The sequence below is a fragment of the Chryseobacterium formosense genome, from assembly GCF_900116415.1.
Taxonomy (GTDB): domain Bacteria; phylum Bacteroidota; class Bacteroidia; order Flavobacteriales; family Weeksellaceae; genus Chryseobacterium; species Chryseobacterium formosense.
The window spans coordinates 616,300-642,465 of the sequence record NZ_FPAP01000003.1; the positions used below are offsets into that span (position 1 = coordinate 616,300).

The window sequence follows — 26,166 nt, forward strand, 5'->3', positions numbered from 1 at the left end:
AATTATTTTTTAATTGCTTTAATAGTTTGCTTAGAACCATCTTTCATCTGTAAGACAATCATATACATCCCTGATGGTAAACCTGCCAAATAAATCCTTGTTTCCGGTTTATTAAACGACTTAATAATTTTACCAGAAACATCCACTACAGAAATTGTCTGTACGCCCGATATATCCGTAATGTTTAAAACGTCAGCAAAAGGATTAGGATATGCCTGGATTTTATCTTTTATTTTATTTGTTTCGCTTGTTGACAGTGTTGTATTTTCAACCGTAAAATTATCAATGAAAAATTCTGTATCGTTCTGATCTATAACATCCCCATTGGTTGCATAGAAAGCAAATTTCGTGTTGGCGCCAGGATAATTGGCCAAACTAAACGAATATGGTGTTGAAGTATTTGACACTGCGCTTGAGGCATCCCAAGTTTGGAGTACGTTCCACGTTGTACCACCGTCTTGAGAGATCACAAACTGAACAAGATCATCAGATCCCAAAGAACTTGGATCTGTGCTATTATACTGAGTTAAACCATAATCAAACTTCACCTGATACGCTCCTCCCGAAAGGTTAAAGGCAGGAGTTATCAGCCATGAATCAAATCTACCTACCCATGCATTTGAGTAAAGGTTAACTTTCATGGCACCTTCATATCCGTTATTTAAGAATCCATCTTCATACCAGTTCGAATCATTTCCTGACGGTGTTCCAGCAGGCGTTCCTGCATCTGCACGTTGCCAGCACTCAGTTACACCACCAGTAAAATCAAAAGTGTAGTTTGGTACTTCTACAGCACACAATGTTTTAAATATCGTTGAAACAGACCAGCTGCTTTTTGTGGTAGCAGTACAGACAGATCTTACCCATACATAATAATTTGTTACAGGCGCTAAATTAGATAGTGGGGTTGTGAGAACCGCAGATCCTGTTACTGATCCTGTTGCCTGCGTCGTATTTGTAGGTGCTGTTTGAGAGGTCGAAACGTAATACTCGTAACCTACCCCTACAGCACTTGAAGAAGCTGTCCACGAAAGTGTGGCACCACTGGCCGTTATTGCTGAAACTGTAGGAGCCGTAGGAGCAATGCAACTAGGAGCCGCTCCCACAACAACGGTGTAATCATGCGCTTCTCCATATCCGTCTGTATTACAAGGTATTGGATCTGTACTATATCGGTCGCCTACACGCATTCTATATGTTCCAGGTGTTACTGTCGCCGGAATCGAAAGGTTACCGTAAGTAATATTATCATTACCCTGTAAAATACTTGAAGCTGTTGCAACAAGTTCCGGAGCTGCATCCGTAAATGTTCCGTTATTATCAAAATCGATCCAGATTTTAACGATTTGATCTCCAAACCCATGGGTAATCTGAAAAGGGTAATTGACTCCAGCATTCAAGTTAATAGACTGTGATGTAAAATCTCCATACGCTCCTGTAGAGCATACTGTATCCGTATGACTGAATGCAACACTTGGGATTTGGAAACTATCAATCTGATCTCCATAAGTGCAACCTGAAGCAAAACTAGGTGTGCAATAAGTTTGAGAATACAAAAATGATGAAAACAGAGCAGCGGCTCCGACAAGTAGATTTTTTTTCATTATCAATATAAATTATTTGTTATTACTAAATTAAATAAAATACTTTTAAAATGGTAAATATTTTAATAATTCATTAATAAAAAAAAGAGATCGATATAAATCGATCTCTAAAAGTAATAATATAATAATATACTATTTTTTAATTGCTTTTATAGCTTGTTTAGAACCATCCTTCATATTAAGGATAACTAAATACATTCCTGAATTTAATTCTCTTAAATGAAGCGTAGATTCTGGTTTATCAAACGTTTTAACCAATTTACCAGAGATATCTACCACAGAGATAGATTTTACATTTGAAATGTCTGAAATATTCAAGACATCAGCAAATGGGTTTGGATATGCTTTGATATTGTTTTTGTTTGATACATTCTCAACCGTACCTAAACTAGGATCTTTTTGTGCATATGATAAGAATCCTGTATAATCAATATTATTCATAGCAACAGCAGACTGAATATTATTAGGCACTGTAGCAGTTCCTGCAACATATGCAGCAGTATCTCCAAAAAGATTTAAGTAAGCACCTGATGCAGCCGGAGCATGTACAGGAATATATCCTGTTTGAATATTACTGTCACCTAATCTTACATTAATACCTGTCATTGTTCCAGAAACTAATGGAGCTTCCCATCTTCTTGTTGCAGAAAGGTTTATTACACCAAAACCTGCAGTACCTGAGTTAGAATCAAATGCTTCAGCTTTCATCACTGAAACAGCTGTAGTAGCCGGTGATAACCAAACCGGAGCATAAGCAGTTTTACCAACCGGATAATGGATATAAGCCGTGTTAGAATTACCAATAGTTCTTGCAAAAGGTCCACTAATATAAGCAGTAGGTGAACCTCCTGATAAAGTTCCGGCAGCTGTTGCTGTACCTAATGTTAACAAATTGGTGTTGGTTGTAGTTACCAAACCTTGAGTTAAAGTTAATGTACCACTTACTGATAAAGGTACATTTAATGTCACTCCACCTGTGCTGGTATTATTTATAGTGAAACTAGTTAAACTAGCAGTAGGCGATGCAGCTAAATTTCTAAATACACCTGTACCAGATATAGTTTGTGCATTTGTAGATGCCACGCTAGAAGTAGAAGATGTTAAATCTGCTCCCCATAATGCTAATTCTAAAGTTCCAGTAGAAGTAAGTGTACCATTATTTACAATATTACCATTAATTTTTGAACTAGGTAATCTTATCTCACCAGAAGTAATTGTTAAATCTTTTTCAACACCTACTGCATAAGGAGGTACAACAAATCTATTTGTACCTGTCGATAAATTAATAACTAAATTACCCGCAATAAAATATCCAGTGCCTGGCCAAGTATTATACTGAAGACCACTTGTATTTCCACCTGCGTCAGTAGAAACTCCGTCTCCTAATTGAATTGTATGATTTGCTCCTGCACGGTAACCATTACCCCAATAAGCGAAAGCGTGTCCATTTGAAGTACCTCCAGCTGCTGAAGTTGCAACATGCGGATCTACAATAACAATTTTACCGCCTGTTAAATTTAATGTAGCACCTGTTCCCGAAGTACCAAAACCAAATATATTAGTACCAGAGGCAACAGAATTAGCTACTACACCTGCATCATTACCATCTACAATAATATCTCCACCTGATTGATTAAATGTTGATCCATTTACATTATTTACATTACCATTTACATTTAGTATACCACCTGAAACTGTTAATGTTCCATTATTTACTAATGAATTATTTTTAAGAGTACAACCTATTGTAAGATCACCGGATGCATTTACTAATGTTCCTCCTGTATTAATAGTAACATTTTTAGAAACATTTCCGGTAGAATTTACTGTTACCGTTGTACCCGCTGCAATTTGCACTATACCCGTACAAGTTGGTACAGTTCCTTTGTTCCAGGTAGAACCAGTGCCCCAATTACCATTGGCAACAGATACAAAAGGAACATCCGAAGCAGAGATACCTAAATAATAAGTATCAGCTAAATTAGCCAATGGAACAGCTGTTCTTTGAGCATTCACATAAACTGTTCCTGCCTGATGTGTTCCTGAAGCCGGAGCCGCAACCAATGTGATTCTGCTGTTTCCATTACCAGCTAGATAAATATCTTGTCCATTTATCGCCATATTATAAGTAGGCGTTCCTGTAATCCCAGATTGAGAAACAATCCAATTAGATTTTGCCTGCGTATCTACAGTATAAGTTCCATCTACAATATTTACACTATTAGTTCCTGCAACATCATTGTATTTTACTGCAATTTTTCCACCAGTTGTAGCAGCAGCCGTTTGGTTTAAGTAAAGGTTTCTTGCAACAAGAGCGGTTGAGGCTCCTGCAGCAAAAGGATAAACACCAGTTCCTGTTCCAGAAGGAGTAGTATTAGCTGTAATAGTTGCCCCTCCTGTTGTAGTAGGCCACCATCTTGCAAAAGTACTTCCTGTGCTAAAGCCACCTGCAGTATAAGATAAAGTTCCGTTAGAAGTAGCTGAAGTTCCTAAAACAAATGTATTAGCACCCGTATTTAAAAATCCTGTTGTAAAGGTTAAAGTTCCTGATGCTGTACCCGTATTTGCACCGCTCAATAATGAATTTGCATTGGCAAAAGTAACACCAGTTGAAGAGCTATTATTAATTGTTACTGAATTAAAATTAGCAGTAGAACTTGCTGTAACAATATTATTTCTAAATACACCAGTTCCTGAAATAGTCTGAGGTGTAGTAGAAGCTGAAGCAGTTGCATTTTTGAAATTTTGGAAGCTCAAAGTGGAAGCAGTGTGCGTAAATGTACCGTTATTGGTAAAATTACCAGCAATACTAATTCCAGATGTTGGCATTCTAAACTCACCATTGGCATTAATCGTTAAAGTATTAATACCGATCGTTGTAGCAGAGTTCGATACATATCTATTTGTACCTGAAGCTCCATCAATGATTACATTCTCAAAATATATTTTGCTTCCAGCATTATTCCAAATAAATCCTCCAGCTGCTGTAGCAGTTGCAGCAGTTCCTCCTGCGTCAGTAGAAACTCCATCACCAAACTTCAGTGTCCAGCCAGTTGTATTATCAATAGCTGTTCCACCAGAATAAGAGAATGCGTACGAACTTGTACTATTCGCTGCATGAGGATCAACTATCGTCATTGTTCCACCAGTAAGTGTTACGTTACCAGTAGCTATGTTTACAATATTTGTACCTGAAGCTACACTTGTTGCAGCAGTACCTGCATCGTTTCCATCTACATTTATATTTCCTCCTGTTTGAGAGAAAATAGATCCCGATGCATTATTCAAATTACCATTTACAGCTAGATTTCCTCCAGTTACTGATAAAGTACCACCGTTATTAATATAATTGTTTTTACTAGTACAGCCAACCGTAATAGACCCCCCTGTAACAGCTAAAGCCCCCCCTGGATTAATAATTACATTACTTGGAGTTGCAGTTGTAGAAGAAGATACAGTAACTGTATGCCCCGGAGCAATACCTACAGTCACACAAGAAGGTACTACTCCGCCTACCCATGTACTTGCACTTTCCCATGGACCTGATTGTGCAGACTCTATAGGAGCTTCTGATGTAATCGAAGCCAATTTATATGTTGCAGCTATATTTGCAGCAGGTACTGAAACTCTTTGTCCCATAGGCTGGTTTGTACCTGCTTGTGCAGTACCTACCAATGCTCCGTTGTTTAAAACTGTAACATTTGGAGTGATAGCCGTATATGTTCCTTGCCCTTGAATAGCAAAAGTATGTGCCGTGGAAGATGCATATCCTGCAGAAGTAGTCACTACCCAATTAGCGTTAGTCTGTCTATCGTAAGTCAATGAACCTTCGGTTAACGGAGTTATCGCAGAAGTACCGGTAGCACCATTAAATTTAACCGCCATTTGACCTGCCGCTGTTAAGGCTGCTGTAGCTTTATGAAAATGATCAGTCGAAAGTCCAATTGCAGGATTTCCCATTACAAAAGGATATGTTCCTGCACCTGGAGATGGAACTGTAGATGCAGCTATTGTTGTTCCTGATCCTGCTGTTCCGTACCATCTGCTGAATGTAGAACCTGAACTGAATCCTCCTGCTGTATAACTTAAAGTTCCTACACTTGCACCGGAAACTCCAAGTACAAATGTATTAGAGCCCGTATTAACAATACCATTTGTAAAAGTTAATGTTCCTGATACCGTACCTGTATTTGTGCCAGTCAATAAGGAGTTGGCATCTGCGAAAGTAACACCGCCTGTACTTGTATTATTGATGGTTAAACTTGTAAAATTAGCGGTTGGAGAAGCTGCTAAATTTCTAAAAACGCCACTACCAGAGATAGTTTGAGTTTTTGTGGAAGGTGCATCAACACCATTGGAGTAAAACTGAAAAGATGTTGTACTCGTGTTTGTGTACGTATCGTTATTAATCAGATTACCTCCTATTCTATTTATTGAGCTAAATCGAACTTCTCCAAGAGTAACTCTGAAATCTCCACTAAAACCCAATGAATATGTTGTAGAACAAAGTCTTCTATTGCCTGTTCCTGCTGTATTCAGAGTAAAATTGCCAAAGTATAGTCGACCTGAGCTGACAAAAGTATTCAAGTTAAAACCCGCTGTGTTCGTAGTAGCGTCAGTAGATACTCCATCTCCAAATTGCAAAGTATGTGTCGATGTATTGGATGGATTAGCCATCGAACCGCTGCTATAACTGATAGCATCTCCTGATCCAGCGTTGGGATCAACAATAATGAGTAAGCCAGATGTCCAGTTGATGTTTGAGCTGGTAATACTTAATGTAGCTGTGCCACTGGCTACACTTCCTGTGGTATTGCCTCCATTATTCGGATCTATTGTGATAGTACCTCCAGATTGATTGAATGTACTGGTACCTGAAACAATCATGTTTCCATTAACATTCAAATTCCCTCCCGAAACATCTAATGTTCCACCAGCTACATTTAATGTAGAGTCAAATGTTCCCGCTTTACTCACCGTAAGGGTATTTGCTGCAACAGTTAAACTTCCGGAATTAATGGTTAGTTGTCTGACAGATGCGCTACTAGGAAGCGTCATCACAGAAGCATTTTGTATAACAAAATTGTCTGCATTGCTAATGCTGGTTGGTGAAGTACCGGTACCATCTGTTGCGGTACCCCAACTGCTCACAGCTGTAAAATCCGTGGCCGAGGCTTTTGAATAGTACGTCGTTTGTGCTGTCATTGTGGCAAAACCGCCCAACAATGAGAGCCAAAGATAAGTTTTTTTCATACTCAGTTAAATTAAAATTAGAGGGCTAAATTAATAAATATTAACATTCAAATTCAAAAAAAATGTTAATATTTTAAAAATATATTAATATCTATCAAAAATGATTACAAAATCATTAAACAAACATTTAATTATTTTTTAAAAATGACAATTGTAATTTATTGGAAACAATGCAATATCAAGACTTTAAGTCCCAAAACCCACCTCTACAACAAATAAGAATTTTCATTTTTTTCAGTAAATAAATCAGGCTCTATAAAAACAATCGCAACCCAAAAAAATAAGGTTGCGATTGTTTTTAAATTATAAATATCGAATATTAATTCAAATAAAACTCATATTTATTCAACAGTTGAATCTGTTTTATCAAATCACCGTTCAGATTAACCGAATGTTTCATCGATTGAACTTCCAGATGTTCCGTATTTAAATCTTCATCAACATTTTTTATATAAAACTTCAGCTTTTGATCACCTTGATTCCTCTCTAAAACAGATCTGAAGAAACTCAGATCTTCCGGTCGGAAATCCATCACATCCATCACCAGAGAAATACTTTTTGCAAATCGTTCGAAAGCTTCCTGTAATTCAATAACATCAATAACATTCACAAAAACCCTTCCGTCTTTTACCTGAGCAAATTTTATTTTTAAAATAACAAAACGCTGAACTTCCAGCTTTTCTTTCAGTTTCATATAATCCCTGTCTCCCAATCTGAAAGAATATGATCCCGAGTAATCCTCCAATGTCAGAAAAGCCACCTTTTCACCACTACGAAAACCATCTTTTACGACATATTCTGTGATTAAGCCCGCAACAGTATACTCTTTTCCGCCCCCGCCGTTTTCTCTTTCCTTTTGTAAAGTCTTCCAGTCTTTTTTCTTTTCTTCAAAAAGTTCTTCCTGCTTATTGGCAAAAGCCAGTTCTTTATAAGCATCCACCTCATCAAGATTTAGAAACCCGAAAACACCTTTTGGTTCTGCTTTTTTTATAACTTCTTCGATAATTTCCTCTTCTTCTCCTGCTACGATATCATCAGCAACAATTTCTATTAAATCTGCCACTTCATCCACAGAGTCTTTTTCCAGAACAGGAGTTTCATCGATAACAATTTTTGCTTCTTCATCTTTTTCTAAAACAGATTTTTTAGAAAGACTTCCCTGCATAAATTGAAACTGATATTTGAATTCGTCCAAAGGATGTGCAGAAAGGTAAAATCCGATGGTTTCTTTTTCTTTATTTAATTTATGCATATTTGGCCATTCCGGACATGGTGCCAATTTCGGCTGTTCAATCTGAACTTCCTCCGCGAAGTCTGCGAAAAGAGAATTCTCCATCTCATTTTTACTTTCCTGAAAGCTTTGTCCGTATCGGATTAATCTTTCGAGATTTGTTCTTCCCGCCATATCAATATCAAAATACTGACCTCTATGGAAAGAATCCAACTCATCGAAAGCTCCTGCAACAACCAAACTTTCCGCAACTCTTTTATTCATCTGTGAAGGCAGAATCCTTTCAAAGAAATCATAAATATTTTTAAATCTTCCGTTTTGTCTTTCACGGGTAATCGCCTCACTTGGTCCTTCACCAATACCTTTAATCGCACCCAGGCCGAAACGGATTTGGCCTTTTTCGTTTACCGAAAATTTATATTGAGATTCATTAACATCAGGTCCCAAAACATCAACACCCATACTTTTACAATCTTCCATGAACATCGTGATAGAATCGGTATTGTTAATGTTATTACTCATCACACTCGCCATGTATTCAGCAGGATAATTAGCCTTTAAATAGGCTGTCTGATAAGCAATTAAAGCATAGCAGGTTGAGTGAGATTTGTTGAAAGCGTACTCCGCAAAGGCTTTCCAGTCGTTCCAGATTTTTTCTAAAGGACCTTCATCAAGATTATTTTTTCTCCCGCCTTCGATAAATTTAGGGTACATTTTATTAAGAACTTCAATCTGCTTTTTACCCATCGCTTTTCTCAAAGTATCGGCTTCACCCTTGGTAAAGTTGGCCAATTTCTGAGACAGCAACATTACCTGCTCCTGATAAACCGTAATTCCGTAGGTTTCCTTTAAATATTCTTCAGTTTCCGGCAAATCGTAGACAATTTCCTCGATTCCGTGTTTTCTATTAATAAAGTTTGGAATATACTTAATCGGACCCGGTCGGTAAAGAGCATTCATCGCAATCAAATCTGCAAAAACCGTAGGCTTAAGTTCCCTCATGTACTTCTGCATTCCCGGACTTTCGTACTGAAAAATCCCAATCGTTCTTCCTTCTTTAAATAACTGATAGGTCTTGGTATCTTCAAGACCTATTTCATCAGGATTAATATCAATTCCATGTCTTTCTTTTACTAATTTTAAAGCATCTTTAATGATCGTTAAAGTCCTAAGACCAAGGAAATCCATCTTTAAAAGACCTGCACTTTCGGCTACCGAGTTATCAAACTGAGATACCAAAATATCAGCATCTTTCGCAGCAATAGTTACCGGAACAAGATTACTTACATCTTCCGGTGTAATGATCACACCACAAGCATGAATTCCTGTATTTCGGATACAGCCTTCCATTTTTTTTGCACTCGCCAAAACATCGTGACGTGCATCATCTGGTGTATTCAGAACATATTTCATCTCATCGACGAGTTGCTGTTCTTCGGGTTTTAATTTATCATATTTAGATAAAGCTTTTGCAATATTCATCCCCGGACTTGGAGGAATCAGTTTCGCAATATTATTGGTATCAGGAATCGGAACATCCAAAACTCTTCCCGCGTCTTTGATGGCAGATTTTCCACCCAAAACGGAATACGTAATGATCTGCGCCACCTGATTTTTACCGTATTTTTCAACTACCCATTTGATGATTTTATCCCGCCCTTCATCATCAAAATCGATATCAATATCGGGCATAGAAATCCTTTCCGGATTCAGGAAACGCTCAAAAAGGAGGTCATATTTAATAGGATCAACATTGGTAATTCCGGTACAATATGCAACTGCAGAACCTGCAGCAGAACCACGACCAGGGCCAACCCAAACTCCCATTTTTCTTGCCTCATTACAGAAATCCTGTACAATCAAAAAGTAACCGGGGTAACCTGTATTTGCAACTACTTCAAGTTCAAAATCCAGACGTTCTTTAATTTCATCAGTAATTATTTCATATCTTTTTTTAGCTCCTTCATAAGTTAAATGCGTCAAGTAAGCCATTTCCCCTCGTTTCCCACCATCAATTTCATCTTCTGCGTGAATAAACCGTTCCGGAATATCGAATTTTGGAAGGAGAACGTCTCTTTTTAAAGTATAAGGTTTAAATTTTGCCGTAAATTCTTCATACGCATCAAAAGCATCGGGATAAGCCAAAAATGCTTCTTTTATTTCATCTGAATTTTTGATATAGTATTCTCCGGTAGCCAGACCTCTTCTCTTTCCAAAGCCTTTTCCGACAGGTGTTGTTAATTTTTCACCATCCTTAATACAGCTTACAATATCCTGAATATTAGAATCGTCTTTGTTGGAATAAAACGTTTCGTTCTGCGCTAAAATTTTAACATTATATTTATCGGCAAAATGTAGAAGGACATCATTCAAATGCTCCTCTTCGGGCAATTTATGATTTTGAATCTGAACATAAAAATCATCCTCAAAAGTATCTTTCCACCATTTGAAAAGCTCCTCCCCTTTTTGCTCACCGGTATTTAAAATTGCATCCGGAATATCTCCGTGAATACCGGATGTTAAAGCGATAATACCTTCTTTATATTCGGCAATCAGTTCACGACTGATCCTCGGAACTCCAAAATAAAATCCTTTAAGAAAACCAATACTTGAAAGTTTTGCCAAATTTTTATATCCATTAAAATCCTTTGCCAATAAAACAACCTGCGTTCTTCTATCGGGATCGTCTTTGGTAAACTGCTTCTGTTCGTAACGGTCTGAAATATAAAATTCACACCCAACTACAGGAATTAAAGGTTCTGAAACAGGTTCTTCTTCATTAAATTCTGTTCCATTTTCTTCCGCTTCCTGTTTTTTGATTAAATATTCTTTATGTTTTTTGGCGCGGTCACTATTCGCTCCTTCAACTGCTGAAACAAATTTAAAAGCACCCATCATATTTCCCAAATCCACCATTCCGACGGCAGGGAAATTGTCATCTGAAGCTTTTTTAATCAGATCATTAATGCTTGAAGTAGCCATCAACGTAGAGAAAACACTGTGATTGTTGAAATTGAAATATTTACCTAAATCAATCTCATCGACACTCCCAAAATCCTGTTGTTTTTTCTTATTATTAAAGTCAGCAACCTGTCTTCTGATAATAATATTGAAAGGCTTGATCGGATCAGGATACAGCGTTTTGAAATACGCTAACTGGTCTTCCGAAGTTTTTAAAACTTCAGCAGGAATTATTCCGATACGCATCATCTCGAAGAAAACCTGAGCCGTTGCATTTACGTCGGCTGCCGCGTTATGCGCTTCATCAAACTTATGACCGTATAATTTTTCGTAAAGCTCCTCCAATTTTGGAGGTTTGAACCTTCCTCCACGACCGCCTCCAAGCTGACAAAAATCGGTTCCCAAAATCATGGTATCGGCTTTTGGCTTTTCCTGAAGGTTATCCTTTATATTTTTTCTAAAAAATTCGGCTCCCACGATGTTGTAATCGAATTCAACATTGTGACCGGAAACAACTCTTACTCTTTCTAAAACTTTGGAAAATTCATTCAAAATTTCTTCAAGATCACGACCTTCCTCATTGGCAATTTTGGTAGTAATCCCATGAATTCTTGCAGCGTTGAAGGGAATATCGTACCCTTCAGGTTTTATAATATAATCCTGATTTTCAATTAATGTTCCGTCATCATCATGCAACTGCCACGCAATCTGTACCATTCTTGGCCAGTTGTCTGAATCTGAAAGCGGTGCGTTGAAATTCTTTGGTAAACCTGTGGTTTCTGTGTCAAAAACTAAATACATCTAAATTATTCGCCGTTTTTATTTATCAAAAGAGAATGTAAAGTTAGGGTAATTTTTTGTGTTTTGGAATTTGTTTTGGCTAAAATATTATCCGTTTCTCAACAGCATTTTGGTAATTATTAATCCAGCCTAAAACTTTAATATTTAAAACAAAATGTTAAAAACCAATCAGATAAACACAATAACTAACAATTGTTCGGATTTCTATTTTTATGTATATTTGCTTTCTATGGAAAATACACTTCACGAAAAAGTTTCTCAGGATATATTATTAAAGGCTTATAACCACATGATGCTTGCCAAAGCGATGGCAGATATTTACGAAGAAAACAGAAATGTTTGTAAATATGTTCATAGTACATCAAGAGGTCATGAAGCGATTCAGTTGGCAACCGCTTATCAGCTAAAAAAAGAAGACTGGGTTTCTCCATATTACAGAGACGAAAGTATTTTGTTGGGAATTGGTTTCGAACCTTACCAATTGATGCTGCAGTTATTGGCAAAAGCTGATGATCCTTTTTCTGGAGGCAGATCTTACTACTCTCACCCTTCGAGCAGAGATGAAGACAAACCAAAAATTATTCACCAAAGTTCGGCAACAGGCATGCAGACAATTCCAACTGCGGGAGTTGCGCAAGGGATAAAATATATTCAGGATTTCAATTTACAGCAATTTGAAAACAATCCGGTTGTGGTTTGCAGCCTTGGAGACAATTCTGTGACGGAAGGTGAAGTGAGTGAAGCACTTCAGTTTTCAGCATTACACCAACTTCCGATTATTTTCTTAGTTCAGGATAACGAATGGGGAATTTCTGTAACGAAAGAAGAAGCGAGAACATGCGACGCTTATGATTTTGTTTCAGGATTCACTGGTTTAAGCAGAATGAGAGTCGACGGAACAGATTTCGTTGAAAGTTTTGAAGCGATGAAAAAAGCAGTGGATTTCGTACGTACTGAAAGAAAACCTATCGTTGTTTGTGCAAAAACTGTTTTGATTGGTCATCACACTTCAGGAGTAAGAAGAGAATTCTATAGAGATGAAGAAGATTTAACAAAACACAGAGCCAAAGATCCGGGAGAAATCCTTAGAAATCAATTGCTTGATGCGGGTGTTGATGAAGAACTATTAAAACAAATCACCAAAAAAGCTCGTCTTGAAGCTGAAGAAGCTTTCGAAAGGGCTCAAAAAGCTGAAGATCCAAAACCTGAGACGGTAATGAATCATGTTTTCGCACCAACTCCGATTACGGAAGAGGTGGGAACTCGTGAACCAGAAGGTGGAGAAAAAATTGTAATGGTAGACGCTGCGATTCATGCGATTCAGGAATTGATGTGGAAGCATCCGGAAGCTTTGTTGTACGGACAGGATGTTGGAGAAAGAATTGGTGGAGTTTTCCGTGAGACCGTGACTTTAGGAAAAAAATTCGGGAGTAAAAGAGTTTTCAATACAGCTATTCAGGAAGCTTATATTATTGGTTCTACAACGGGTATGAGTGCAGTTGGTTTAAAACCGATTGTTGAAGTACAGTTTGCAGATTATATTTATCCGGGAATCAATCAGTTGATTACTGAGATCTCAAAATCCAGCTATTTAAGTCAGGGTAAATTCCCTGTAAGCAATATCATCCGTGTTCCGATTGGAGCTTACGGAGGTGGCGGCCCTTATCACAGCGGAAGCGTTGAAAGTATTTTAGCGAATATTAAAGGAATTAAAATCGCTTATCCAAGTAATGCAGCTGACTTTAAAGGTTTATTAAAAGCAGCTTATTATGACCCGAATCCGGTTGTGATGTTGGAGCATAAAGGTTTGTATTGGAGCAAGGTTCCGGGAACTGAAGACGCTAAAACGATAGAACCGGCAGAAGATTATATTTTACCTTTCGGAAAAGGAAAAGTAATCATTGAAGCTGATAAAAATGAAACAGAAAAAGGAAGAACTTTATTGGTAGTAACTTATGGAATGGGCGTTTATTGGGCAAAAGAAGCTTCGAAAAACTTTAATGGAAGAGTTGAAGTGATTGACTTGAGAACTCTGATTCCTCTTGATGAAGAATTGGTTTTCGAAAGAGTAAAAGCTCACGGAAAATGTATCGTTCTTACGGAAGAACAATTAAACAATTCATTTGCAGAAGCATTTGCACACAGAATTTCAAAGAACTGTTTCAAACATCTTGATGCTCCGGTGGAAACGATGGGATCTTTAGATACTCCTGCAGTTCCGATCAACTTGGTTTTGGAAAAAGAAATGCTTCCAAATGCAGAAAAGCTGGCTACAAAAATCGAAGAAATGCTGAAATATTAATTCAGACAAAAATAAATTTAAACCTCTAAAATTTTTTAGAGGTTTTTTTGTACACTTTTTGCTAACTTGGATTGAATAAATTTTTTGCTCTAAATGATTACCACAAAATACGTCAATTATAAACAGGTTCTCAACTTATCGGGATTTCATCTTATTCTGATTTCCATTTGGTGTACTTTGATCGCAATTCTTTTTCATTATTTCCATTGGGACTGGATGATTATTCCTTGGGTTCCGGTGGCGCTGATTGGTACAGCTGAGGCCTTTTTGGTGGGTTTTAAAAATAATCAGGCATATGACAGATTATGGGAAGCAAGAAAAATCTGGGGCGGAATCGTTAATTCCAGCCGAATGTTGGGCTCGATGGTATATTCTTTCGATACTGCGAATGAAGTTATTGGGAAATTTGATCTTGAAGACCGAAGAAAAAAGATCGTTTTCCGTCATATTGCATGGTTATACCAGTTTCGTGACCAACTTTTGATTCCGGCAGAATGGGAGCACATTAAAGTAGAGGAAGAACATTTTAAGAATATTGACCACAAGCGTAACAGATTAATTAAAGCAGGATTTCCCGATTATGGAAGAACTCCGATTTTTCTTAATAAATATCTGAGTGAAGAAGAAGTAGAATTACAATCTCAATATAAAAATTTTGCCACGTATCTCATTGCGCAACAATCGAAAGATGTGAACGAGCTGAAAAACATGAATGCGATTTCAGAATTCAATCAGATACAGTTACAGGATTGTTTGAATGAATTTTATACTTTGCAGGGACAGGCCGAAAGAATTAAAAAATTCCCTTTACCGAGACAGTTTGCGAGTACCGCTTTTGTGTTTAATATAATTTTTATTATGTTGCTTCCATTAGGTTTGGTAAGTGAATTTGCCAAATTGGGAGATTGGGGAATCTGGGCATCCATTCCGTTTTGTATCACCATTGGCTGGATTTATATTATTATGGAATTGGTGGGAGATTATTCTGAAAATCCTTTCGAAGGCTTGATGTTTGATATCCCGATGCTTTCGATTTGTCGAGCTATTGAAATTGACCTTCTTCAAATGGCAGGAGAAACCGATTTACCGGATGCTATTACTTCTAAGAATGGGGTTTTGGTTTAGTTTTACTTAAAAGTTATTTTTTAATTTAAATTATTTACATAATTTTTATCATTTCGGATTTTTCTATATTTTATTTGAATAACTGCGACCCTAGCTCCGATTGTATACTTGTCTGAGCTCATTTTATTTATTTCGGCGCGGCAGCTTCGCTGCCGCGCCGAAATAAATAAAATAGCGCGTGCGGAAAGCGGGAAAAAGCTCCTAAAAAATATTTACAAAACAATTTCTGTCGTATTTTTCACTTCAGAAATCGTGAAAGAGCTGTGCGTACTTGCAATATGCTGTAAAGTTGTGAGTTTGGTTACCATAAAATTCCGGTAATCATCCATATCTTTCAGGCTGATTTTAAGAATATAATCGTAGTCTCCGCTTACGTGGAAACATTCTGTGACTTCCTGTAAATTCAAAACTTCTTTTTCAAACTGCATCAGATACTCTTTTTTGTGCTGAGTAAGTTTTACATGACATAAAATAAGAAACTTTTTATCAATTTTTGTTTTATCGACCAACGCCACATATTTGGAAATCACCCCAGAATGTTCAAGCTTTTTAATCCGTTCATAAACAGCCGTTACCGACAATCCTAGCTTGTAAGATAGTTCTTTGGTGGTTTGTTTACAGTCTTCCTGTAAAAATTGCAGTAGTTTTTTATCGGTTTCGTCAAATTGCATAGATAATTTTTTAGTAAAGTTTAGATTAAAACAAATATAACCAACTTTTATTCTATAAGAATAAATTTATATAGTTTTATTTTCTAAAAATCTAATTTATCATTGTAATAATTACCAGAAAGATTCATTTTTAAAACAAAAAAATATGGATCGATTCAATGCGGCAAATGAGATACAGGATCTTCAGTATTTCGGAGAATTCGGAGGAGTAAATCCTTCAATTTCAGACAGCTCTACGTACACTTTTCTTTCAGCAAAAACAATGTTTGATACCTTTGAAGGAAATGCAGACGGTTGCTATCTGTATTCAAGACATTCGTCGCCGATGAATCTTTATCTTTCACAAGCTTTAGCAAAAATGGAAAATACCGAAACCGCAAACGTTACCGCTTCGGGAATGGGCGCAATTACTTCTGTTTTGATGCAGGTTTGTAAGTCGGGAGACCATATTATTTCGAGCAGAACTATTTATGGTGGAACGTACGCTTTCCTGAAAAATTTTCTGCCACCATTTCAAATTGAAACTTCGTTTGTAGATATCAACAATTTTGAATCTATTGAAAACGCTATTCAGCCTAACACAAAAATAATATATTGCGAAAGTTTGAGCAATCCGCTTTTGGAGGTTGCGGATCTGAGAAAGTTATCGGAAATCTGTAAAAAACACAACTTAAAACTGATCGTAGATAATACTTTCTCTCCGCTTTCTATATCACCTACTCTTTTGGGAGCCGATATTGTCATTCATTCTTTAACCAAATTTATTAACGGAAGCAGCGATACTGTTGGCGGCGTTTATTGCGGAACTCAGGAATTTATCAATGATACCAAAAATGTAAACAACGGAGCATGTATGCTTCTGGGACCTACAATGGACAGTTTTCGATCGGCAAGTATTCTTAAAAACCTGAGAACGCTTCACATTAGAATGAAACAGCACAGTCATAATGCAATGTATCTTGCTAAAAGATTCGAAGAAGATGGTTTAAAAGTTTCTTATCCCGGTTTGAAATCTCACAAGAATCACGATTTAATGAAAAGCATGATGCATGAAGAGTACGGATTTGGCGGATTACTGACTTTAGATGCAGGAACAACCGAAAAAGCCAACGAATTGATGGAAATGATGCAGCAGGAAAATCTTGGATATTTAGCGGTTAGTTTAGGCTTTTATAAAACATTATTTTCATGCTCCGGAAGTTCAACCTCATCAGAAATTCCTGAAGAAGAACGTGAAGCTATGGGAATTTCAGACGGACTTATAAGATTCTCAATCGGTCTCGATCATGACATCGAACGAACATACGAAAAGATGAAAGAATGCATGCTCAAAACAGGCGTTCTAAACCATGAAACCATTTCATCCATATTCTAATTATTGTATAAAAGCTGTCGATATTCGGCAGCTTTTATTATTTATTTTTAACCGCAAAAGTCACAGAAGATATTTTTGTGTAATATTTTGAGCTCTTCACAAGCTCACAAAATGTAAATTTATTTAGTTTGAAAAGTTTCGCTCCTACGGAGCTCAATATATTCGAAATCATTTTCTACAAAGGTTTTGCTCCTACGGAGCAAAATTTTACTGCAATCAAAAATCATAGTTTTTTTAACGCAAAGTCTAATTTAACCTATCTTTCTTATTTAAGGAATCAACGAGTTGATTGATGAAGCGTATGTTTCCCGTTTCGAGCAGCAAATTTATTTGCCCTTGCTCTCTAAAATCAGCGCTTTGCTAAAATATCTTTGCTTTAAAAAATTCACACCGAGAAAATATCCGATAAGACTTTTTTGATTAGTTTAAACCTTATGAAAATGTTTCGGGAATGCGTTCTCTGGTTTCATTCTGAAAATATTCAGCAGAATCCAGGATTTTAAAAATCCATAGCCGTAAGAAAACATTTGGATGTAGGTGGAAATAACTGCCATTCCTGCGATGGCGATATTTTTAGTAACAATCATTGAATGAATCAGCACCATAAAAGTGTATAGTCCGTAAAGAGCAAGAATAAAACCTTTTCCTAAAATAAAATATTCTATAAATCCTAAAACATAACCCAACAGAAACAAAGTCGGGAATGCAAAAGAAATTTTCACATAGTTCGGATGTCTCTGATTCAGAATAGGTCTTGCACAACCAAACTGATACACTTGTTTTGAGAACTTTCCAAAATCAACTCTTCGTTTATGATAGACTGCGATTGTATCAAAAAAAGCCGTTGTAAAACCATTTTCCCAAAGTGTCATCGATAAATCCGGATCTTCCCCGATTCTCATCTCTGAAAAACCGCCAACTTTCTCGAAAACTTCCTTTTTTACACCCATATTAAAACTTCTGGGCTGAAATTTAGAAACCGCTTTTTTATTTCCTCTTATTCCGCCTGTTGTAAAAACGGAAGTCATCGAATAGGAAATTGCTTTTTGCATCAGGTTGAACCCTTTATGTGCTTTATCGGCTCCACCAAAGGCATCACAAGGAATGCTAAGAATACTGTTTTTAATATTTTCAATATAATCTTTCTCCACAATCACGTCACTGTCTACAAAAACCAACCATTCGTTTGCAGCTCTTTTTGCTCCATAATTTCTCGACAAACCGGGGCCTGAATTCGTTTTTTTAAAATATTTGATGTTTAAAATTTCTTCAAAATTATGAACCGTTGGTTTCAAATCGATTAATGAACCATCATCAACAATGATTACTTCAAAATCTTTATCCGTTTGGGCATTGAGCGAATTAAGCAGTTCGAAAAGTTCATCTTTTCGGTTAAATATGGCAACAACGATGGAAATAGTAGGTTTCAAATGGAAAATTTTTCAAAATTAAAGATTTGAAAAGGAATCACAATGTATTTTAAAACAATTTATGATTTAATTATAAAGTCTGTGTAAGATTTACTTTCGCCGAATGATTTTGAAAACCATAAAAAATGGAAGCAATTACAAGAAAGCTTCCACTCTATAATTTGTTTGTATAATTTGATTTTTTTGAATAATTATTTTTTCTCTTCAGCGTTTTTTGATGAGTTTTTAGAAAAATCCAAAATCAGCATTTCTGCAAAAATTCTAAACCATCGAGAAATCAAAAGGCATAATTATTCTTTATTAACTTGAAACCTCTTAGGTTTTAAAAACCTATGAGGCTTGATTAAATCTTATTCTTTATCGCCAAGTTTATGCACTTTTTTCGTTCCTTCATACATTTCGTACTGCAAGAATCTTGTTTCCAGTTTTCCGTTGAAAAGCTTTATTTTTCTTGAAGGTCGAAGTCCGATTTTCTTTACCGCTTCCAGATCTGAAGAAATCAGCCAAGCTAAAGTATTCGGATAATGCGTTTTGAAAGTATCTCCTACTTTTTTGTAGAAATCATCGTCATTAATCGAAATCCTCTCGTCATACGGCGGATTGAAAACCATCAATAAAGGGAACATATCTTTTTTAGAATCAAAGAAATTCTGCTTTCTTACTTCAATGATGTCTTCCATTTCGGCAGATTCGATATTCGTTCTTGCAGCATTCAGCATTCTTGCATCAATATCATAACCAACAATTTTTCCTGTAAATTCTTTCACACGATTCACACGAACCTCTTTTATTTTTGAAAACAATTCGTGGTCATAATTTTTCCAGTTCTGGAAAGCAAATCTCCTTCTGAAAATCTGTGCAGGAAGGTCTAAAGCAATCATTGCCGCTTCAATTAACAAAGTTCCTGAACCACACATCGGATCAAGGAAATTTCCTTTTCCGTCCCAACCAGCCAATTGCAGCATTCCGCTTGCTAAAACTTCATTGATTGGTGCTTCACCCTGCTCTTTTCTGTAGCCTCTTTTAAACAAAGGATCTCCCGAAGAATCTAAAGAAATGGTTACCAATTCTCTGTCGATGTGCAAATGAAATTTGATGTCCGGAGATTTCGTTTCAATACTCGGTCTTTTGCCGTATCTATTCTGAAAGAAATCTACGATAGCATCTTTCATTTTAAAAGTCATGAACTGAGAATGCTTGAATCTTTCAGAATTTACGGTAGAATCAATCGCAAAAGTCTGGTCAACACTCATAAAATCATCCCATTCAAATTTGAAAAGCTTATCGTAAAATTTACTTTCATTGAACGCTTTAAACTCTACAATCGGAATAAGGATTTTAAGGGCAGTTCGTGCAGAGTAATTGATTTTATATAAAAAACCTAAATCGCCTTCGCAGTTTACGGCACGGTTTTTAAGTTCTACATTTCTTCCGCCTAATTTTTTAACTTCCTCAGCAAGAATTGGTTCCAAGCCAAAGAATGTTTTTATCTGAATTTTTAGATTTTCTGTATCCATTTTGCAAAAATAGCGATTTTAGTTATTGGTTGTCAGTTAATAGTTGATAGAAATCATCATTATTAATAAAACCATCAACCAACCACAATGAACCATCGACCAAAAAACACTATTTTTGCAGGATGGAATGGTTTGAATCTTGGTTTGACACCCCTTATTATCACTTGCTGTACAGCAACAGAGACTATACAGAAGCTGAAAATTTTATTACAAAGCTTACCTCAGAGCTACAGCTTCCTCAATCGGCGAAAATCATTGATCTGGCTTGTGGAAAAGGAAGGCATTCGGTTTTTTTGAATAAACTGGGATATGATGTTTTAGGTTTGGATCTTTCGAGACAAAGCATTGAGCATAACAAACAATTTGAAAATCAGACCTTGATTTTTGATGTACATGACATGAGAAATCCTATTGATTATGATCCTGTAGATGCGGTTTTTAATCTTTTTACAAGTTTCGGATATTTCGACAATGAAGAAGATGACAAGAAGGTTTTCAAATCGGTTAGCAATGCTTTAAAAAGAGAGGGGTATTTTGTTTTAGATTATCTGAATGAAGAGTTCGTGAGAAACAATCTGGTTCCTGAAAGCAGTATTCATAGAAAAGGAATTGATTTTAAAATTTCAAAAAAAATTGAAGGCAGACATATTGTAAAGGACATTAAGTTTGAAGCAGACGGAAAATCTCATCATTATTTTGAAAAAGTAAAACTTCATACCTTGGAAACCATTAAAAATTACGCTGAAGAAAGCGGTTTTGAAAGAATTAAAATATGGGGAGATTATCAACTGAATGATTTTGATAAAGAGATTTCGCCACGTTGTATTAATTTGTTTAAAAAGAAATAATGATTTTCATTTTACTTATTTTAAGCGTTGTAGCCGGAGTACTGTTAGGGAAATATTTTGGTCAGAAGGAAAAGTTTGCCAAAAATCTGTTAATTCTAAGTGCCGGTTTTTTAATTACCATCTGCCTGAATGAAGTTTTCCCGCAGGTTTATGCTTCAGATATCGGGAATTTGGGAATTTTCGTCATTGGTGGAGTTTTACTTCAAATGATTCTTGAAGCTTTGACAAAAGGTTTCGAACACGGGCATTTCCATCACCACAATGAAAACAGTATTCTTCCGATGGCTTTGATGGTCGGGCTTTTCATTCACGCTTTTATTGAAGGAATTCCTTTGGCTAATGAAACGAATCCGCTTTCTCCTTATTTATTGGGAATTTTGTTTCACAACCTTCCGATTTCATTTATTTTGGGAGCATTTTTATTTAACAGAACGGGTTCAAAGGCGTCTTATCCATCAATTTTAATTGTAGCATTATTTGCCTTGGCATCACCTTTCGGAATGCTTTTAGGAAATTATTTTAACCCAGATTGGCAACCTTACTTTTTAGCGATTGTTGGCGGGATTTTCCTTCACATTTCATCAGTTATTATTTTTGAAAGTAATAAAAACCACAACATCAATTGGTCTAAAATCGGTTTGGTTATTTTGGGTGTTTCATTAGCTTTAATGATGCATTTATTCCATGATCATTCCCACGTAGGACATCATCATTGATTTAATTTCAATTAAGATAAAAATAAAATAAAAGGCTTCGAGAAAATTTTCTCGAAGCCTTTTGTATGTATTAAAATATTAATTTAGAATTTCCATCCTACTGTTACGAAGAAATTATTTCTTACGTTTTTCACATCTGAAACTATAGAATTAGGAGTTGCTACATCGAAATCTCCAGAATAATATCCTGTTCCGAAACTTTCGTTTCCGCTTATAAAAGGATTCTTGTATTCTGAAGTAATGTTCTGGTAAGCAGCATCAATAAAGAATTTTCCGAAGTCATAACCTACACCTGCCCCGATAGTATTTCTATCTCCCAAGATCAGGTTACTGTAACTACGATCTCCTGCATTTCCGTTATTGTCAAATGCACTGATTGTCAAATTATCAAACGGACTTGATGCGTAAGAATAACCTCCTCTCAATCGTAATGATTTGATTCTGTATTCTGCACCCACTTTTATTTCAGACAAATTTTTGTAAGAATCACTGAAGAAAGAATTCAATTCACTTTCAGCTTCACCCTGAACTTTATACTGAGGTTTTGTTAATCCTAAAGTATAGTCTACATTGATCGCAAAGTTTTTAGTCGGAACAAATGCACCACTCAACGTTGCTTTCATAGGAGATCTGAATCTTCTGTCTTCAACGAAATTATCTGCATAAATATAGCCGTCAGTTCCAGTATAATAATCTGTATAAATTCTGTCTAAAGACCACCAGGTTGGAGATTCAATCGATGCTCCCAATCTTAATTGATTGGTAATTTTCCCAATAACCCCCACACTTGCAGAGAAACCATTTGATTTTTCTGAATACGGAGTATATTGTTTATCGAATGAATAAGCTGTATTATCTAAATCTAACCCAAATTTTGCGCTATCATATTGTTCAAGATCTACATAATGCATGTTGATACTCGCACCCAAGTATAAAGAGTTGTTATAATTTGCACCAACCCCTAAATTAAATTTAGTCTGAGTTCCATATCTGTTATAGGCGTGTCCTAAATAAGCAAGATTACCCACAACAGCATTTCCGTTGCTGTCAACAAGGTCTTTTGCAATGGAGATATTGGTATTTCCCGGAGATTCTACATAGTTTTCAATTGTTTGTGTAGACAAACTAGCACCGAGGTTAATAAATTTCCAAGGAGATTCAGTCATCAACTGAAAGGTTGCAACCCCACCAACATTACCGATGTTTGCTTTATTAATTGTATAGTTGGAAGAAGCACCAGCTAAAGAGCCTGTATTTTTGTTGTTATCAACTGATAAAGTAACAGAAACATCACCTGCAATCGCTACCCCAAGACCTGCCGGGTTGGTAAGCAACGAAGTTGCATCACCACCTAAAGCTCCATTGGAACCCGCCATAGCATTGAATTTAGATGAACCAACCATTGGTGTATTAGAATATACATCAACAGAATTTCTTATAACTGATATATCCTGAGCCTGCAGATAAAATGCTGCAGTAATACCCATTAATACTAGAGATTTTTTTAACATTATTTTTTAGAATAGTTATTAAGTTTAAATTATCTACCTCCCGATCTGAAACCGCCGCCACCGCCGCCGGATCTCATTCCACCGCCACCGCCGGAAGAACCACCTCTGAATCCACCGCCGCTGCTTCCGGAATTAAATCCGCCAGATCTGAAACCACCATTGTCTCGTGGTGTATAGCTTTCATTTCTTCTAGGAGTAGATTGCTGCTGGTTATAATTATAATTTGGTCTTGAAGGTCTTACCCCATTATTCATATTCGGATTACGGAATCCTCCCTGACCATTTCTGTAGCCACCATTGGAGTTTCCATTTCTGAAACCGCCATTGTTCATCCCGTTTCCGTTTCTGTAACCATTCCCGTTTCTGTAACCGTTGTTGTTTCTGAAGCCGGAATCATTATTGTTTCTGAAACCTGATGTATTAGGTCTTCTGTATGAAGAAAGATTATTACTGTTTCTGAATGCTCCCACTCTTCCGTTAGCACCACTTCTTACATAAGGAACTCTGTTATAACCCCAGTAACCGGCACCACCCCAATAAGGGCTTCCGTAGTAACCTCCCCAGTAAGGGTTGTATCCCCAATAATTGTTCCAGCCCATTCCCCAATAAGGATAGCCGCCCCAACCCCAAGAATTACCCCAGCCCCAACCAAATGACATTCCCATGCCCCAGCCAGAACTCCAGTAAGGATTGTAGCCCCATCCCCAAGGTGAGCCCCAACCCATTCCCATACCCCAACCCCAAGAGTTGTCGTAGTAGTTGGTTTCATTACCGGCAAAATTACCCCAGTCTGAATCGGTTGCAGTAGAATTCCAATCTGAATCGCTCCAGTTGTTGTAACGGTTGTTTTGCTCTGATGTATTTAATTGTGAATTGTAGATAACATTAGAATCATCCTGGTAGTAGTCATAATATTCTCCTACTCTGTTACCTTCATTACCATTGATGATAACACCTTCCGGCAACGTATCTTTATTCGGGTCATAATACACCCCATCTGTCTCGCTGTATCCGCCCATCTGTGCACCACAAGACATTAATAGCAGCCCACTTGAAACAGCCAAAATACCTTTCGATTTTAGCATTCCAAACAAACTTTTATGTATATTTCTTTTCATGATAATGTAAAATTTTTTTAATTTAAATTATATTTGCATTCTGTACCAAAAATATACCAATTTATTGGCAACAAAAATCTATCAAAAATAGATTTTTATTTTTAGATTACATAATTTTAGAAAAGTTAAAAAATTAAAAAAAAATTAATGGCAAAATTAACTTCAAGAAGCGAAGATTACAGCAAATGGTATAATGAACTGGTTGTAAAAGCAGATTTAGCTGAAAACTCAGGAGTGAGAGGTTCTATGGTTATTAAACCATATGGCTATGCGATCTGGGAGAAAATGCGTGATGAAATGGATAAGAAGTTCAAAGAAACAGGTCACGTGAATGCTTATTTCCCGCTTTTCGTACCCAAAAGCTTATTTGAAGCAGAAGAAAAAAACGCTGAAGGTTTTGCTAAAGAATGTGCTGTAGTAACTCATTACAGATTAAAAAATGATCCGGACAACCCAGGAAAACTCATTGTAGATCCGGAAGCTAAACTGGAAGAAGAGCTAATCGTTCGTCCGACTTCTGAAGCGATCATCTGGAATACCTATAAAGGATGGATTCAATCATACAGAGATCTACCTATCCTTATTAATCAATGGGCGAATGTTGTTCGTTGGGAAATGAGAACCCGTTTATTCCTGAGAACTTCAGAATTTTTGTGGCAGGAAGGTCACACTGCGCATGCGACAAGAGATGAAGCGGTGGAAGAAGCTGAAAAAATGAATAAAGTATATGCTGATTTTGCAGAAAACTTTATGGCAATGCCTGTGGTACAAGGAATAAAAACTCCATCAGAAAGATTTGCAGGAGCAGATGAAACCTATTGTATTGAAGCATTAATGCAGGATGGAAAAGCGCTACAGGCAGGAACCTCACATTTCCTTGGACAGAATTTTGCAAAAGCATTCGATGTAAAATTTACCAACAAAGAAGGTAAAATCGAGCACGCTTGGGCAACTTCATGGGGAACTTCAACACGTTTAATGGGTGCTTTAATTATGACACACTCTGATGATTTCGGTCTTGTGCTTCCACCAACTTTGGCACCGATTCAGGTGGTAATTGTTCCTATTTTTAAAGGAGAAGAGCAGTTAAATCAAATCAGTGAGGTAGCATTGGAAATTCAGAATAAATTAAAACTGAAAGGAATTTCCGTGAAATTTGATAATGATACTCAAAACAAACCGGGCTGGAAATTCGCAGAATATGAATTAAAAGGAGTTCCTTTGAGAATTGCAATGGGTCCTAGAGATTTAGAAAACAAATCTGTAGAAATTGCCAGAAGAGATAGTCTCACAAAAGAAACGCGTCCTTTGGAAGGATTAGATTCATACATCGAAGATTTATTGAAAACTATTCAGCAGGATATGTATACTAAAGCTTTTCAATTTAGAAAAGATAATTTTACAAAAGTAGATTCTTATGAAGAGTTTAAAAAAGTTTTAGAAGAAAAAGGAGGATTTATCTATGCTCATTGGGACGGAACAGCTGAAGAAGAAGAGCAGATCAAAGAAGAAACCAAAGCAACCATCAGGTGCATTCCTCAGGATGACGATATTGAAGAAGGGGTTTCTCTAATCTCCGGAAAACCATCAAAAAGAAGGGTTTTATTCGCAAAAGCTTATTAAAACTTAACATAATAAATTATTGAATCTGCAAAAATTATCTATTTTTTTGCAGATTTTTTTTATAATTTAAGATTTGGATA

14 protein-coding genes are annotated in these 26,166 nt (G+C 36.5%); 6 read left to right on the forward strand and 8 right to left on the reverse strand.

Annotated features, from left to right (window positions below; genetic code table 11):
• Positions 1-2: 2 nt before the first annotated feature.
• The 3 genes from BM371_RS14205 to dnaE form a co-directional block, all read right to left on the reverse strand.
• Positions 3-1,604 (reverse strand): GEVED domain-containing protein, encoded by a 1,602-nt coding sequence (locus BM371_RS14205; RefSeq protein WP_034678759.1) that lies wholly within the window; start codon positions 1,602-1,604, stop codon positions 3-5.
• A gap of 132 nt (positions 1,605-1,736) precedes the next feature.
• Positions 1,737-6,857, reverse strand: coding sequence for a T9SS type A sorting domain-containing protein (locus tag BM371_RS14210; protein WP_034678761.1), 5,121 nt, complete (start codon positions 6,855-6,857; stop codon positions 1,737-1,739).
• Positions 6,858-7,176: 319 nt separating this feature from the next.
• A complete protein-coding gene (dnaE, locus tag BM371_RS14215) occupies positions 7,177-11,850 on the reverse strand; it encodes a DNA polymerase III subunit alpha (RefSeq protein WP_034678762.1) in 4,674 nt (1,557 codons plus the stop codon).
• A 229-nt stretch (positions 11,851-12,079) separates the two neighbouring features.
• Here dnaE and BM371_RS14220 point away from each other — a divergent pair, with 229 nt between their 5' ends.
• Together BM371_RS14220 and BM371_RS14225 are read left to right on the forward strand one after the other, a co-directional pair.
• Positions 12,080-14,152 carry an alpha-ketoacid dehydrogenase subunit alpha/beta gene (locus BM371_RS14220; RefSeq protein WP_034678764.1) on the forward strand — a complete coding sequence of 691 codons (2,073 nt, stop codon included), beginning with the start codon at positions 12,080-12,082 and terminating at the stop codon, positions 14,150-14,152.
• 93 nt (positions 14,153-14,245) lie between these two features.
• Positions 14,246-15,277: a bestrophin family protein gene (locus tag BM371_RS14225; RefSeq protein WP_034678767.1), complete on the forward strand. Its 1,032-nt coding sequence runs from the start codon at positions 14,246-14,248 to the stop codon at positions 15,275-15,277.
• A 212-nt stretch (positions 15,278-15,489) separates the two neighbouring features.
• On the opposite strand, the gene BM371_RS14230 is transcribed toward BM371_RS14225, so the two are convergent.
• On the reverse strand, positions 15,490-15,948 hold the full coding sequence (locus BM371_RS14230; protein ID WP_034678768.1) for an Lrp/AsnC family transcriptional regulator: 459 nt from the start codon (positions 15,946-15,948) through the stop codon (positions 15,490-15,492).
• Between the two features lie 145 nt (positions 15,949-16,093).
• Between BM371_RS14230 and BM371_RS14235 the strand changes: the two genes are divergently transcribed.
• The gene (locus tag BM371_RS14235; protein ID WP_034678770.1) at positions 16,094-17,323 is read left to right on the forward strand and encodes an aminotransferase class I/II-fold pyridoxal phosphate-dependent enzyme; all 1,230 of its coding nucleotides are present in this window, start codon (positions 16,094-16,096) and stop codon (positions 17,321-17,323) included.
• 425 nt (positions 17,324-17,748) lie between these two features.
• On the opposite strand, the gene BM371_RS14240 is transcribed toward BM371_RS14235, so the two are convergent.
• The gene (locus BM371_RS14240) at positions 17,749-18,753 is read right to left on the reverse strand and encodes a glycosyltransferase family 2 protein (RefSeq protein ID WP_034678771.1); all 1,005 of its coding nucleotides are present in this window, start codon (positions 18,751-18,753) and stop codon (positions 17,749-17,751) included.
• 350 nt (positions 18,754-19,103) lie between these two features.
• Positions 19,104-20,270: a THUMP domain-containing class I SAM-dependent RNA methyltransferase gene (locus BM371_RS14245; protein ID WP_034678772.1), complete on the reverse strand. Its 1,167-nt coding sequence runs from the start codon at positions 20,268-20,270 to the stop codon at positions 19,104-19,106.
• Between the two features lie 122 nt (positions 20,271-20,392).
• Between BM371_RS14245 and BM371_RS14250 the strand changes: the two genes are divergently transcribed.
• The gene (locus BM371_RS14250) at positions 20,393-21,118 is read left to right on the forward strand and encodes a class I SAM-dependent DNA methyltransferase (protein WP_034678774.1); all 726 of its coding nucleotides are present in this window, start codon (positions 20,393-20,395) and stop codon (positions 21,116-21,118) included.
• The gene (locus tag BM371_RS14255; protein WP_034678777.1) at positions 21,118-21,834 is read left to right on the forward strand and encodes a ZIP family metal transporter; all 717 of its coding nucleotides are present in this window, start codon (positions 21,118-21,120) and stop codon (positions 21,832-21,834) included. Before BM371_RS14250 ends, BM371_RS14255 begins: the two co-directional genes overlap by 1 nt.
• 83 nt (positions 21,835-21,917) lie before the next feature.
• Here BM371_RS14255 and BM371_RS14260 read toward each other — a convergent pair whose 3' ends face one another.
• Together BM371_RS14260 and BM371_RS20940 are read right to left on the reverse strand one after the other, a co-directional pair.
• Positions 21,918-23,321 (reverse strand): OmpP1/FadL family transporter, encoded by a 1,404-nt coding sequence (locus tag BM371_RS14260; protein ID WP_228376795.1) that lies wholly within the window; start codon positions 23,319-23,321, stop codon positions 21,918-21,920.
• 53 nt (positions 23,322-23,374) lie between these two features.
• Positions 23,375-24,463: a hypothetical protein gene (locus BM371_RS20940; protein ID WP_034678780.1), complete on the reverse strand. Its 1,089-nt coding sequence runs from the start codon at positions 24,461-24,463 to the stop codon at positions 23,375-23,377.
• Positions 24,464-24,610: 147 nt separating this feature from the next.
• Between BM371_RS20940 and proS the strand changes: the two genes are divergently transcribed.
• Positions 24,611-26,086: a proline--tRNA ligase gene (gene proS, locus BM371_RS14270; protein WP_034678781.1), complete on the forward strand. Its 1,476-nt coding sequence runs from the start codon at positions 24,611-24,613 to the stop codon at positions 26,084-26,086.
• Positions 26,087-26,166 lie beyond the last annotated feature (80 nt).